Genomic DNA, 12410 nt, shown 5'->3' with positions numbered 1-12410 from the left:
CTCGCATCTGCCGGGCGGCCACCGGGGTTGGCCGGGTGGCCAGAAATCCTGGTCGGCCGGCGGGCGGTGAGCGTCGTACCCTCGCGGCATGACCGCGCCACCCGCCAACCCGCACCGTGCGCCGCGGTGGCTGCTGCCCGCGGAGCTGGCCGGGCTGTCGATCGACGAGCCGCGCCGGCGGCGCACCGTGCGCGACTGGATCGCCGACACGGTGCTGTTCCTGGCCGCGGCCCTGGTGGTGGTGGTCGAGTCCGGCGGTGGGCAATACTACGGCGCCTCCATTCCACAGTGGATGCATGCCGTCGACCCGTTCCTGGCGGTCGCCTCCTGTCTTGTGCTGTGGTGGCGGCGGCGTTTCCCGTTGGTCGTCGCCGGCATCGTGCTGGTGGCCTACCTCTTCAGTGACGGCGCGATCGGCGCCGCCCTGATCGCCGTGCTCACCGTCGCCATCCACCGCGGCTGGCTGGCCGCATTTCTGGTGGTCGTGGCATTCCTGACGCCGTCGCTGGTGTTCATCGCCGAGAACCCGCCGCCAGAACTGCCCTGGCAGGCGATGGCCGTGATCATCGTGCTGATGTTCCTGGTCCCGCTGGGCTGGGGGATGGCGGTGCGGTTCCGCCGGCAGGTGGTGGCCAGCCTGCGCCGTGACGCGGAGTGGGCGGCGCGCGACCATGAACGGCGGCTCGACGCCGCCCGCCGGGCCGAGCGCGAGCGGATCGCCCGGGAGATGCACGACACCCTCGCCCACCGGATCTCGCTGATCTCGGTGCACGCCGGCGCGCTGGCCTACCGGTCGGCCCAGGCCGAGGCGGGCGCCGGGCGTCCGCTGGACGCGGGTGACGTCGGCGCCGCGATCGACGTGATCCACGGCAACGCCCGGCGGGCCCTGGTCGAGCTCGGCGACGTGCTCGAGGTGCTGCGCACCGATGCCGGCGACGGGGAGCCGGGCGCGCCGCAGCCGGGGATCGGCGACCTCGCCCGGCTGGTGGCCGACGCCGAGGCGGTCGGGCAGCGGGTCGCCGTCACCATCGAGTGCGTGCCGACCGAGACGCTGCGGGCCGCCGTGCAGCGCACCGTCTACCGCACCGTCCAGGAAGGACTGACCAACGCCCGCAAGCACGCGCCCGGCGCGAAGGTCGAGGTGACGGTGACCGGCGCGCCCGGCGCCGGCGTGGTGGCCTCGGTGTGCAACCCGCTGCCGGCCGGCACGCCGCCGGTCAGCACGATCCCGGGCGCCGGCGTGGGGCTGGCCGGGCTCGCCGAACGGGTCGCGCTCGACGGCGGCACGCTGGAGCACGGGCCGGCCGGGGGCTGCTTCCGGCTGGTCACCCGGCTACCGTGGCCGGCATGACCCGGCCGGTGCGCGTTCTGCTCGTCGACGACGACCCGCTGGTGCGGGCCGGCCTGCGGCTGATGCTCGGCGGCGCGCCCGACATCGAGATCGTCGGCGAGGCGGTCGACGGCGCGGCGGTGCCCGACCAGGTCCGCGACACGAGCCCCGACGTCGTGCTGATGGACGTGCGGATGCCGGTGGTCGACGGCATCGCCGCGACCCGCGCGCTCGGCGCCGGCACCGCGGTCATCGTGCTCACCACCTTCGACGCCGACGCCACGGTGGTCGAGGCGTTGCGCGCCGGCGCGGCCGGCTTCCTGCTCAAGCACACCCCGCCCGAGCAGATCGTCGAGGCGGTCCGGCGGGCCGCCGCCGGCGAGCCGGTGCTCTCGCCCAGCGTCACCCGGACGCTGATCGAGCACGTGGCCGCGGGCGGCGACCGCGCCGGGAACTCCCGCCGCGACCGGGCCCGGGAGCGGCTGGCGGCGCTCTCCGAACGCGAGCGCGAGGTGGCCGCCGCCGTCGCCGCCGGTCTGTCCAATGGGGATATCGCGGAGCGGCTGTTCATGTCCGTCGGCACGGTCAAGGCACACATCTCCAGCGCGCTGGCCAAGCTCGACCTCACCAATCGGATCCAGCTCGCCCTGCTGGCCCACGACGCCAGCGACGGCTAGGGGGAGCTCGTGGAAAGCGATCTTGCGCTCGCTCGAGGTGCTGCCCTGACCGGTGCGGCGGTGGGTCTGCGGTATTTCGCGACCGTCGCGCGGCTTCCCCGGGAACGGAAATCGGACGGCAGCGTCGTGACGGAAGCCGACCGCGCCGTCGAAGCCGCCATCCGAAAGGTCCTGGCCGACGCGCGGCCCGACGACGTGGTCCTGGGTGAGGAGGCGGGGCAGACCGGTCGGGGCAGCCGTCGCTGGATCGTCGACCCGATCGACGGCACCGCGCTCTTCGTCGCCGGCGACAACCGGTGGTTGGTGCTCGTCGCGCTGGAAGAGGCTGGCGAGGTCATCGTCGGGGTGGCCGCGGTTCCCGCTCAGGGAGAGCTCTGGTGGGCCCAGCGGGGCGGCGGCGCGTTCCAGGCCGGCTTCTCCGGGCTGACACCGACCGACCAGCGACGGATCACCGTTGCCGGTGGGAGGCCGGACATCCTGCGCGGGAGTCGGCTCGGCGTCATACCCACCGACGATGCACTCGTTCAGGCCGAACGCGAGATGCTCGCGCCGCTGAGCGCCGTCGCGTCGGTCGTGCCGTGGGACACCCATGCCGCCCTGCTCGTCGCGTGTGGGCAGTTGGACCTCGCAGTCCAGGTCCGCGGACAGATCTGGGACTACGCGGCGACGTCGGTCATCGTCGAGGAGGCCGGTGGGCGCTTCAGCGGGCTTGACGGACACACACGGCCCAGCCCTGGGCCGGCGCTGTTCGCGCGCAGCGGCCCCATGCACGCCGCGGCACTGCGGCTGCTCACCTAGCGCGGCCGGCGGGCGACCACCTCGTCGTCTTCCAGTTCGCCGGTCTCGACGAAGCCCAGGCTGGCATAGAGGGCGCGGGCCGCGGTGTTGTCGGGCTGGTAGGAGAGCGCGAAGCTGGGCGCGTCGAGTTCGGTGAGGGCCGCGCTGACGGCCGCCCGGCCGAAGCCCTTGCCCTGCTGGGTGGCGTCGATGGTGATGCCGCCGAGCCAGGCCGCGCCGTCTTCCGGGTCGACCGCCCACATCAGGAAGCCGACCACGGTGCCGTCGGCGTCGGTGACCGCGAGCGGCCGCCAGCCGACCGGGCTGTAGTGGCAGAGCGCCAGGTAGTAGGCGGGTTCGGCGACCCAGGCGCGCTGCACCTCGGTGACGGTCAAGGCGGCGACCGCACGCCAGTTGTCGGCGTCGACCGGGCGCAGGGTAACGGAGGCGTCCATGGTGGTGATCGTGCCACCTGGCGGAAACCTGGTTGCGGGGGCTGTTAGACAGTTCCCATGACGACGGTACGACCGGGCACCTTCGACGACGCGGCATCCCTCCTCGCCATCCGCGCGCAGGTCTTTCCCTGGCAGGTCAACACCGTTGCCGGGCTGCGGCACGGCTGGGAGCTGTCGACCCGCAACGCCAAGGGCGCGCGGTTCGCGGTCGACGACGAGCGGGGCATGGTCGGCTTCGCCCGCGCCGACCTCAACATCTGGACCTCGGAGGAAGGCGCGGCGAGCGCGACCGCGATCGTCCGCCCCGACGCCCGCGGCAAGGGCATCGGCACGGCGCTGCTGGCCGCCGCCGAAGAGCACCTGCGCTCGGTCGGCGCCCGCAAGGTCGTGGTCTACGCGCTCGACGACCCCGACACCCTGCGGTTCGCCGAGAAGCACGGCTACACGCTCACCCACAGTGCGCGCTACCAGCGGCTGCTGCTCGCCGACCTGCCGCCCGTGTTGTCCCTGCCGGCCGGGGTGACCATCGCGACGGCCGCGGAGATCGGCCCCGAGGCGTTGTTCGCCGTCGACGCCGAGGCGATGGCCGACGAGCCGTCCGACACGCCGTTCGACAAGGTTGAATACGACGACTGGCGCGAAGACGTCTGGGAAGATCCCAACATCGACAAAGACCTGAGCACGGTCGTGCTGGTCGATGGCGAGCCGGCGACGATGACCTATCTCTATGCCGACCGCGAGTCGGGCCGCTTCATGTCGACCGGCACCGGCACCCGCCGCGCCTTCCGCGGCCGAGGCCTGGCGAAGATCGCCAAATCGGTCGCATTCCACGCGGCGCGGGACGCCGGGTTCACCGCGGGATACACCGGCAACGACGAGACCAACAAGCCCATGCTCGCGATCAACGAGTGGCTGGGCTACCAGCCCATCGGCGCCGAGCGCTCCTGCGTCAAGGTGCTGTGAGCGACCGAGGGTAACCCGGGCCGGGCCGTTCGGGTCCGGATCCGGGGTTCGGCCGGGTCGGGCCTGGTGATCTTCCTACGGTGGGTTGTGGGGGGAATCGGCCATGCTCACAACTGCCCTGTCCCTCGCGCTCCTGGCACCCGCGCTGCCCTTCGCGGCGGCACCGGTCGCGGCGCAGCAGCCCGACTCGAGCCAGGTTGACGTGGCGGTGACCAGCACGGGAAAGCAGGACGCGGTTTACCGCGTCGCCGTTACTAACCGCACCGAAGCACCGACCGAGTTGACGGTCCGGCAGAGCGTGCCGGACGGCGCCAGCGTGGTCTCCACGAGCCCGGCACCCGGGCTGGGCGGTTCGCCCGGCCCGGGGTCGCCGAGCGAGTTGGTCTGGCCGGTTCGGCTCGGGCCGTTCGAGAGCACGACGGTGACCGCGACGTTCAAACCGTCGGGCACGGCATCGCTGTCCGGCGCGGCCTGCGCCTACGCCGGTTGGAACGGGCAACCGGTTGACTGCTCGGCGACGGTCTGGACACCGGAACGCGCCGCCGTGGTCGCACCTGTCGCGGCCGTGCCGTGGTGGCGACAGTGGTGGGTGCCGGCGGTCACCGTGCTGCTGGCTGTCGCGGTCGTCGTGGTCGCCCGCTACGGCTGGCCGCGCGCGGCTGCCCGGCTGGCCGCGCTGACCGACCGCGGTCGTGCCGGCGTCGCCGTCGTCACCGCGCTCGTCCTGCTGACCGGGCTCGGCGTGCTGGCGGTCGCGCTGGCCGTGCCACGGCTGGCGGCCGCGGGCGCGGCGACCCACCGGATGCCGGCCAGCGGCTGGCACGGGCCGACGGCCAGCGGTGGGATCGGCGTTCCCTTGCGGGACAGCACGTTCGAGTTCACGACCTACCGGTTCGTCTGCGCACCGAGCGGTGGTGGGCAGCGCTGCACGGCCGTCGTCGGCATCACCAACTTCGGGCCGGTGCCCGAACACTGGCACGGCAGCCTGCAACGGCTCAGCAGCACGGGCGCCGACCGCCTCGGCACCGACGCGATCGCGACGCGGGTGGCCAATGGTGGTCGCGACATCTTCGACGCACCGGTGGTGCCCGGGCACCGGTTGGTCGCCCAACTCGTGTGGTCGATCCCGGCCACCGCCGTGCCCACCACGGTCGAACTCAGGAGCGGCGCTTTCGCGCAGGGGGTACGCGTCAGCCCGTGAACCAGGTGATCGCCTGGCCGTGAGAACGGGTGTAGGCCAGCGGCTTGCCGTCGAGGGAAAGCACGTTGTGCAGCCCGCTGTCGGGCGGTTCCGGCAGCGGGCCGGTGGCCAGCACGTCGGCCGCCTCGTTGGCCAACCAGTGCCCGGGAAGCGACTGGACCAGGTCGACGAAGGCCTCCCGGCGCGGCGATGGCACCTGGTAGAGCACCGACGTGTGGAAGACCACCAGCGTCGCACCGGCCGGTGCCTGGGCGGCCAGTGCCGGCAGGTCGTCGACCAGGTCGCCTTGGATCAGCAGCGGCGGCTCGGCGGCGGCGATGGCCGCGGCGGCCCGCAGCCGCTCCCGGCGGTGCGCGTGCTCGGGCCAGATCAGCGCCTCCAGCCACGCGACATCGGCGGCCTCGGTGACGTCGAGCGGGTTGAGGTCCAGACCCGCCCGCCAGACCACCGACGGGCGGGCCGTGGGTGGTGCGACGCCCACCGCCGAACATTCCAACAACGGCTCACCGGTGCCGAGGAACTGATCGCCGTAGCGGTAGGCGTAGCGGTCCGGGTAGAGGCACAGCCCGGCCGAGGCGCCCACCTCCAGCAGCGCCAGCGGTTGTGGCAGGGCGGCCAGCACCGGCAGCAGCACCGCGCACCGGCCGGCCTCGTTGGTCTGGGTCGCCCGGTCGCGCATCGCGGCCTCGATCGTCGGCCAGTTGGCCAGCACGAAGGCGCGGAACTCGGCCGGATCGTCGACCGGGCCGTCCAGCCAGCGAACCACGCCGAAGAGCAGGTTGGGCTGGCGTTTGGCTTCCGGCAACAGGTCGAGCAGCGCGATCAGTTCGGCATCTTCGGAAACCGCGTAGGACAGCCGCTCGTAGGCGGGTGAGACGCCGTGCGCCTCACCCGCCGCGAACGTCGCGTACACCGTGGCAGTCGACATGACCGCCATGATTCCCTATCTAGCAGGGGCCCAGGTCACGCCATTGCGCGGTCCAGCCGGGCTCCGAGCCCTGCGTCCACCAGTTGGCCTGCCAGAGGTGCGCCCGGCCGGAACGGTCCGGGTGCCGCACCCGCTGGCCCTCGAGGTAGACCGTGCCCCAGTTCCAGGCCGGTGCGCCGGAGCAGTTGGCCGGCGGGTTGGTCGGGTTCTGGGTGGGCGGCTGGGTGGGATTCTGCGTGGGCGGCTGGGTCGGCGGGTTGGTCGGGTTCGTCGGGCAGTTCGACCCGCCGACCGTGTCGGTGTGCGTGGTTCCGGCCGACCGCAGCCCGGACACCCGCGACGTGACCTGCGCCGGCGTCAGCGCCTCGCTGCCGGCGTAGTAGAGCCAGTCGACCTGCTGGTTGTAGACGCTGCGGCCACCGGCGTGCGCGGCCAGGTCGATGAACCAGAGGTTGAAGTTGATCGACATCGGCGTCTCTGGGTAGTACTTGTCGCCGTGGTCGGCCACCTGCACCCCGTCGACGAAATACTTGACGTGCCCGCCCGACACCGTGAACTGGAGGTCGTGCCAGCCGTTGAAGCTCTGCCGCTGCTCGGCGTGGATGTTGTCGGCGACCCACGGCTCGTTCTGGTAGGTCTCCCAGGTGGTCTGGTAGAAGATCGGACCCTGCTCGCCCCACCCGCCGTTGGGCAGATACTCGAAGTCGATCTCGCCGTAGTTCGGGTCGAGCGGCCGGTCCAGCGGCGTGATGGTGAAGAACGTCTCCACCAGGTGGTCGCCGTCGGTGCCGGAGACGGGTGCGTCGGCGAAGCGCACGCGCGCGGCATACGTACCCTCGAAGAACTTTCGTTGGTGGAGCATTTCGGCGTGTGAGGTGCCGCCGGCGGTGCCGTCGGTGGCCGCGGACAGTTGCAGCACCTTCTGGCCGTCGACGGTCGGGAAGGACACATTGGACGCTGGCCAGGCCGCGCCGGGCACGCCGGGGCCGCCGGCGTTGGTGCGGACGGTCCAGTTGCGCGCGGCGATGGCCGGGTCACTCGACGACGAATAGGCGAAGTCGTCGAACAGCGCGCCGCAGGGTGCGGCGGCGGCGGGGCCGGCGCCACTGACCGCGGCGACGCCGGCGGCCGCGACGATCAGGGCGGCGACCGCCAGTTGCGGGATGCGGGACATGAGCTTCCTCCTCAAAGGACAGAAGCGAACAAGGGGGTACGCGCGCCGATGCGCGTGGTGGAACCGGGGCGTTTACCTGACCGCCCCCGCGGTCAGGCCGGATCTGATTTGCCGTTGGAAGATGACGTAGGCGGCGAGCACCGGCAGCATCGCGATGGTGAGGCCGGCGAACAGGCCGCTCCAGTCGCTGCGGTAACCCTGGCTCACCGACAGCGCGGCGAGCCCCTGAGCCAGCACGTAGCGATCGGGGTCGGGGTTGAGCACGAGCGGCAGCAGGTATTGGTTCCACAGGCCGAGGAAGTTGAAGATGGCGACCGTGACCAGGCCGGGGCGGGCCAGCGGGAGCATCACCCGGAAGAACACGCCCCAGTGCGAGCAGCCGTCGAGGAACGCGGCCTCGGCCAGGGCCGTCGGCAGCGTGCGGAAGAACGCGTGCAGGAAGAAGATGGTGAAGGGCAGTGCGTACGCCGTGTAGACCAGGATCAACCCCGGGTAGGTGCCGAGCAGGCCGAGTTGCTTGACCACGAAGAACAGCGGCACGAGCGCGAGGAACACCGGGAACAGCAGGCCGGCGACGAACACGAAGTAAATGAGCCGGTTGCCGCGGAACGGGTAACGCGCCAGGGCGTAGGCGGTGGTCGCGCCGAGCGCCATGGTGAGCAGCAGCGCACCGCCGACCACCAGCGCACTGTTGCCGAAGTAGCGGCCGATCTGGGCCTGGTTCCAGGCCCGCGACCAGTTGTCGAAGTGCGGTGTCGCCGGCAGCGTCCAGGGCGAGGTCAGGATCTCCCGGTCGGTCTTGAGCGAACTGACCACCGCCCAGAGCAGCGGGAGCGTGACGACCAGCGCCCAGGCGACGAGGAACGCGTGTGCCCGTCTCATGCCAGCTCCACCCGTTCCTTGCGACCGGCCCGCATCGCGATCACGGCGAGCGTCAGGGTGAGGAAGAACAGCGCCACGCCCATCGCGGCGGCGTAGCCGAACCGGCTGAACGTGAACGCGTTGCGGTAGAGGCCGAGCCCGATCACCTCGGTGGCGTTGTCGGGCCCGCCCGGACCGACCGTCATCACCTGCACGACCGCGAAGCCGTCGAGGGCGAGCACACCGAGGTAGACGAACGCGACCTGGACGGTGTCGCGCAGCAGCGGCAGCACGATCCGCCACAGGGTGACCAGCCGGCCGGCCCCGTCGAGCGTCGCGGCCTCGATGAGCTCCGTCGGTATGGAGCCCATCGCGGCCGCGAACAGCACCATGTAGAAGCCGACCGACGACCAGATCAGCACCGCCATCACCGCCCAGAGCGCCAGGTGCGGGTCGCCCAGCCAGGTGCGGGCCAGGCTGTCCAGCCCGACGCCGCGGAGCAGGCCGTTGAGCAGGCCGTCGTTGGGGTGGTAAACGAACTGCCAGAGCAGCGCGATGATGGGCAGCGAGAGCAACTGCGGGAAGAAGTAGGCGGTCTGGTAGGACGTGGCGCCGCGGATCGCCGAACCGCGACGCCCGCCGAACATGACCAGGACCGCGAGGAGCAGGCCGAGCCCGATGGTGACCGCCGGCACGACGACGAGCATCACCCCGTTGTTGCGCAGCGCCGCCAGGAACAGCGGGTCGTGTGCGAGGCGGGTGAAGTTGTCGAGACCGACGAAGTTGACCTGGCCGGAGACGCCGGTCCAGTCGGTCAGCGACAGGTAGAACGCCTGCGCGTAGGGGGAGAGCACGAACACCGCGTAGAGCGCCAGCGCGGGAAGGATCGCGCCGGCCAGGAAGCGGTGCCGGCCGTGCCGGGTCGGTGTCATCGCTACCGCTGGTATTTCTTGGTCGCGCTGTCGGCCGCCACGGCGTCGGCCGCCTTCTGCACCCGGGTCGACCACTGCGCCGGTGTGATCCGCCGGGTCGCGAGTTCGCCGGTGGCGTCGTCGACGGCTTTGGCCAGCGGCGCATACCAGGTGCGGAACCGGTAGGTGAAGGTGTTGGCGCCGGCCGCGTCGACCGCCGTCTTCACCGAGCCGAGGCCGCTGCTCAGGGTCAGCCCCTCCAGCGCGCCGGCCACGCTCGGCATCGTGCTGTTGAGCTCGGCGAACCGCTTGGCGGCGGTGGTGGAGAACAGGATCCGCAGGAAGTCGAGGCCGCCGCGGGCGTTCTTGGCCTTGGCCGGCACGATGAACGACTCGCTGCTGGCCGCCTGCAACGCGGTCTGCGGCAGCTTGTCGCCACTCGTCAGCGCCGGGGTCGGTGCCATCACCATGTCGAAGCCGGCCGGCGTGACGCCCTTCTGCTCGGCCTCCAGCCACGATCCACAAGGGATGATCGCGACCTGGCTCTGCGACCAGGCGGCCTGCGCCTCGGTGTGCGACAGCGCCTCGCTGCCGGACAGGATGTAGCCCTTGCCGGCCAGCTCGGCGATCGCGGTGGCGGCGTCGACCAGCGGCGCCTGCTTCCACGCGCCGGGTTCGAGGTTGTCGACGCCCTTGACCAGGTCGGGACCGCCGGCCTTGGCGGCCATGGCGAGCAGCGGGTCGTTGAGGTATTCCGGATATTTGCCCTGGTAGGTCCACGGCGCGACGCCGGCCTTCTTGATCTGCTCGCACAGCGCCAGCATCGCGTCCCAGGTGGTCGGGAAGGTCCAGCCGTGCTTGTCGAACAAAGGCTTGGAATACCAGAGACCCCACACGGTGTACGTGAAGTTGAGCGCCTGCACCTTGCCGTCGAAGGTGCCGTCGTCGACCACGCCGGGCAGCAGCGTGTCGCGGACCTTCTTCGCCGGGTCGTCGAGCGCCGGCGCGTCGAGCAGCTCGGCCAGGTCGGTCAGCTTGCCGGCGCCGACGAGGGTGGCCAGGTCGAGCCGGCCGGCGCCGGTGTTGTCGACCACGTCGGGTGGGGTGTCGGCGACGAACCGGGGCTGCAACGCCTCGCCGACCTTCTGGATGCCCTTGTGGTCGACGGTGGCGCCGGGGTGCCGCTGCTTGTAGAGCGCCTCGGCGTTGATCGCGTAGTCGTCGCCGTAGCCGCCCTTGAAGATGACCACCTCGAGTGGGGTCTTGTCGGGCACGCCGAGCGGGTTGTCGGTGGTCTTCGCGCCCGAGGCCGCCTCGGTCGTCTCGTCGCCGCCGCCGGTGACACAGCCGCCCAGGATCGGCAGGGCCGCGCCGGCCACCGCCGCACCGAGCACCGTTCGCCGGCTGGGGTAACGTCTGAGCTGGGAAGAGAGGTTCATGGTTGGGTCTCGCCTTCTCGGTTAGGCGGTACGCCGGATGCGCCCGGCGTACCGCGCTTCAAGCTCTCGGTTGTGGTCGTCGCCGCCTGGCACGTTGTAGGAGATATAGATCGGTGGCGTCTCGCCGCTCTCGACGATCCGGGCGACCACCTCGCACACCAGTTGCTGTGCGAGCACCGCACCGGTGACCGACGAGATCGCGCCGACCGCGGCGCCTTCCTGACCGAGGGGCAGGGCCGCGTCGCCGTAGGGCGCGCCGTTGTCGAGCACCACGTCGGCCAGGTCGGCCAGGCGTTTGCCGGACGGGTGTTTGGTGGGCACAGCGAGGCTGTGTGCCAGCGACGTGACGGCGATCAGGCCGTGCCCGTTTTCCTTGACGAGCCGGGCCAACTCGACCACGACGCCGTTGACGCCGGAGTTCGACGCGATCACGAACACGTCGTCGGGCTTGACCGGTGCGAGCTCGTAGAGCCGATGGGCCACCGACGGGTCGCGTTCCAGGAACGGGTCGTCGAGCACCGCCCGGTCGGCGCCGCCGAACAGCACCAGGTCGCGCAGCGCGATGCGGTTGCTCGGCACCAGACCGCCGGCCCGGCCGGCGATCTCCATGGCGAGCGCCTCGGAGTGGCCGGCGCCGAACGCCTGCACCACGCCACCGGCGCGCAGCGCCGCGGTGATCAGGTCGGCGGCGCGGCGTACACCGTCGCTCTGGGTCCTGGCGACCTGATCGATCGCGGCCGTGACGGCCGCGAGATAGCTGTCCGCGCCGATCGTCATGATCCCTCCGGGGTTCTCGTGCGTTTGCTGGGCAGGCGGTGCGCGTCGACCGCGCGGGCGGTCACCTCGAACGCCTCGGTGGTGCGCTCGTAGGTGCGTTGGGCCACGGCGACGTAGATCAGGTCGAGCACGAGGAGCTGGCTGTGCAGCGCGGAGAGCGCGGCCAGCCGGAACGTGGTCTCCTGCACGGCGGTGGTCATCACCACGTCGGCGACCTCGGCCAGCGGCGAGCGCGGGAACGAGGTGATCGCGACGGTGAGCGCGCCGTGGTCGGCCGCCTCGCTGAGCACCTCGATCACCTCGCGGGTCCGGCCACTGTGGGATATCCCGATGGCGACGTCGCCTTCGTTGAGGAGCGCGGCGTTGGTCAGCGCGGTGTGCGGGTCGGAGCGGTGCCAGCAGGGCACCCGGATCCGCTCGAGCCGGAACGCCATCTCCCGGGCCGCGTTGCCGGAACTGCCCAGGCCGAACAGCTCGACCCGCTGTGCGGTCGCGACCGCGGCCGACACCCGCTCGACCGCGGCCAGATCGACCCGGCCGGCGGTGTCCTGGATGGCCCGGGCGTCGGCGCTGGCGACCACGTCGAGCACCCGCTCCAGCGGCGCGTCGGGGGTGATGTCATGGTCGATGTCGGTGTCCCAGCGGGCCTGTGCGGCGCGGCCGGTCTCGGTGGCCACGGCCACCCGCAACTCGGCATAGCCGCGGTAGCCGAAGAACCGGCAGAACCGGGTGATGGTCGCGGTCGACGTGCCGGCGCGCTCGGCGAGGTCGACGATCGTCGTGCGCGCGGTCTCCTCGGGCTCGCCGAGGATCTGCTCGGCGACCCGTTGGAGTGCGTCAGGGAGCGTCGGCAGTTCCGTGCGCACCCGGCCCAGCAGCCCGGTCTCGGCCATGCGGGCATTCCTTTCGGTCATGTT

General features: G+C 71.6%; 13 protein-coding genes. 5 read left to right on the top strand and 8 right to left on the bottom strand.

Annotated elements, in window-relative coordinates:
• The first annotated feature begins 88 nt into the window (after positions 1-88).
• Genes DFJ67_RS04175 through DFJ67_RS04165 form a run of 3 tightly spaced genes read left to right on the top strand, consistent with a single transcriptional unit; the run spans position 89 to position 2805 of the window.
• The gene (locus DFJ67_RS04175) at positions 89-1351 is read left to right on the top strand and encodes a sensor histidine kinase (RefSeq protein ID WP_116066657.1); all 1263 of its coding nucleotides are present in this window, start codon (positions 89-91) and stop codon (positions 1349-1351) included.
• Complete coding sequence (locus tag DFJ67_RS04170) at positions 1348-2007, top strand: response regulator transcription factor (RefSeq protein ID WP_116075601.1); 660 nt, start codon at positions 1348-1350, stop codon at positions 2005-2007. The genes DFJ67_RS04175 and DFJ67_RS04170 overlap by 4 nt, the downstream gene beginning before the upstream one ends.
• 9 nt (positions 2008-2016) lie before the next feature.
• Complete coding sequence (locus DFJ67_RS04165; protein ID WP_116066656.1) at positions 2017-2805, top strand: inositol monophosphatase family protein; 789 nt, start codon at positions 2017-2019, stop codon at positions 2803-2805.
• Here DFJ67_RS04165 and DFJ67_RS04160 read toward each other — a convergent pair.
• The gene (locus DFJ67_RS04160; protein WP_116066655.1) at positions 2802-3239 is read right to left on the bottom strand and encodes a GNAT family N-acetyltransferase; all 438 of its coding nucleotides are present in this window, start codon (positions 3237-3239) and stop codon (positions 2802-2804) included. The genes DFJ67_RS04165 and DFJ67_RS04160 overlap by 4 nt on opposite strands.
• Before the next feature lie 57 nt (positions 3240-3296).
• Between DFJ67_RS04160 and DFJ67_RS04155 the strand changes: the two genes are divergently transcribed.
• Both DFJ67_RS04155 and DFJ67_RS04150 read left to right on the top strand, forming a co-directional pair.
• On the top strand, positions 3297-4202 hold the full coding sequence (locus tag DFJ67_RS04155) for a GNAT family N-acetyltransferase (protein WP_116066654.1): 906 nt from the start codon (positions 3297-3299) through the stop codon (positions 4200-4202).
• A gap of 103 nt (positions 4203-4305) precedes the next feature.
• Positions 4306-5403 carry a hypothetical protein gene (locus DFJ67_RS04150; protein WP_116066653.1) on the top strand — a complete coding sequence of 366 codons (1098 nt, stop codon included), beginning with the start codon at positions 4306-4308 and terminating at the stop codon, positions 5401-5403.
• Here the strand turns inward: DFJ67_RS04150 and DFJ67_RS04145 are convergent.
• The 7 genes from DFJ67_RS04145 to DFJ67_RS04115 all read right to left on the bottom strand — a co-directional run bounded on the left by DFJ67_RS04145 (position 5393) and on the right by DFJ67_RS04115 (position 12386).
• Positions 5393-6331, bottom strand: a complete 939-nt coding sequence (locus tag DFJ67_RS04145; protein ID WP_116066652.1) for a DUF2332 domain-containing protein — start codon at positions 6329-6331, stop codon at positions 5393-5395. The two genes, DFJ67_RS04150 and DFJ67_RS04145, sit on opposite strands and share 11 nt — an antisense overlap.
• Positions 6332-6350: 19 nt before the next feature.
• Positions 6351-7505, bottom strand: a complete 1155-nt coding sequence (locus DFJ67_RS04140; protein ID WP_116066651.1) for a family 16 glycosylhydrolase — start codon at positions 7503-7505, stop codon at positions 6351-6353.
• Positions 7506-7577: 72 nt separating this feature from the next.
• Positions 7578-8387 (bottom strand): carbohydrate ABC transporter permease, encoded by an 810-nt coding sequence (locus DFJ67_RS04135; RefSeq protein WP_116066650.1) that lies wholly within the window; start codon positions 8385-8387, stop codon positions 7578-7580.
• Complete coding sequence (locus DFJ67_RS04130; protein ID WP_116066649.1) at positions 8384-9298, bottom strand: carbohydrate ABC transporter permease; 915 nt, start codon at positions 9296-9298, stop codon at positions 8384-8386. The genes DFJ67_RS04135 and DFJ67_RS04130 overlap by 4 nt, the downstream gene beginning before the upstream one ends.
• 2 nt (positions 9299-9300) lie before the next feature.
• Positions 9301-10716, bottom strand: a complete 1416-nt coding sequence (gene ngcE / locus DFJ67_RS04125) for an N-acetylglucosamine/diacetylchitobiose ABC transporter substrate-binding protein (protein ID WP_116066648.1) — start codon at positions 10714-10716, stop codon at positions 9301-9303.
• Positions 10717-10737: 21 nt separating this feature from the next.
• A complete protein-coding gene (locus DFJ67_RS04120; RefSeq protein ID WP_116066647.1) occupies positions 10738-11493 on the bottom strand; it encodes a sugar isomerase domain-containing protein in 756 nt (251 codons plus the stop codon).
• On the bottom strand, positions 11490-12386 hold the full coding sequence (locus DFJ67_RS04115; protein ID WP_116066646.1) for a MurR/RpiR family transcriptional regulator: 897 nt from the start codon (positions 12384-12386) through the stop codon (positions 11490-11492). The genes DFJ67_RS04120 and DFJ67_RS04115 overlap by 4 nt, the downstream gene beginning before the upstream one ends.
• Positions 12387-12410 lie beyond the last annotated feature (24 nt).

This window comes from Asanoa ferruginea (assembly GCF_003387075.1).
Classification (GTDB): domain Bacteria; phylum Actinomycetota; class Actinomycetes; order Mycobacteriales; family Micromonosporaceae; genus Asanoa; species Asanoa ferruginea.
Note: the sequence above shows the minus strand (reverse complement) of the source record. Positions and strands in the feature narration are given on the sequence as shown.

Excerpts from the sequence above, each read along its gene's own strand:
- DFJ67_RS04175 (WP_116066657.1), top strand. The coding sequence starts at position 89 with ATGACCGCGCCACCCGCCAACCCGCACCGTGCGCCGCGGTGGCTGCTG.
- DFJ67_RS04170 (WP_116075601.1), top strand. The coding sequence starts at position 1,348 with ATGACCCGGCCGGTGCGCGTTCTGCTCGTCGACGACGACCCGCTGGTG.
- DFJ67_RS04160 (WP_116066655.1), bottom strand. The coding sequence starts at position 3,239 with ATGGACGCCTCCGTTACCCTGCGCCCGGTCGACGCCGACAACTGGCGT.
- DFJ67_RS04155 (WP_116066654.1), top strand. The coding sequence starts at position 3,297 with ATGACGACGGTACGACCGGGCACCTTCGACGACGCGGCATCCCTCCTC.
- DFJ67_RS04150 (WP_116066653.1), top strand. The coding sequence starts at position 4,306 with ATGCTCACAACTGCCCTGTCCCTCGCGCTCCTGGCACCCGCGCTGCCC.
- DFJ67_RS04145 (WP_116066652.1), bottom strand. The coding sequence starts at position 6,331 with ATGTCGACTGCCACGGTGTACGCGACGTTCGCGGCGGGTGAGGCGCAC.
- DFJ67_RS04140 (WP_116066651.1), bottom strand. The coding sequence starts at position 7,505 with ATGTCCCGCATCCCGCAACTGGCGGTCGCCGCCCTGATCGTCGCGGCC.
- DFJ67_RS04135 (WP_116066650.1), bottom strand. The coding sequence starts at position 8,387 with ATGAGACGGGCACACGCGTTCCTCGTCGCCTGGGCGCTGGTCGTCACG.
- DFJ67_RS04130 (WP_116066649.1), bottom strand. The coding sequence starts at position 9,298 with ATGACACCGACCCGGCACGGCCGGCACCGCTTCCTGGCCGGCGCGATC.
- ngcE (WP_116066648.1), bottom strand. The coding sequence starts at position 10,716 with ATGAACCTCTCTTCCCAGCTCAGACGTTACCCCAGCCGGCGAACGGTG.
- DFJ67_RS04120 (WP_116066647.1), bottom strand. The coding sequence starts at position 11,493 with ATGACGATCGGCGCGGACAGCTATCTCGCGGCCGTCACGGCCGCGATC.
- DFJ67_RS04115 (WP_116066646.1), bottom strand. The coding sequence starts at position 12,386 with ATGGCCGAGACCGGGCTGCTGGGCCGGGTGCGCACGGAACTGCCGACG.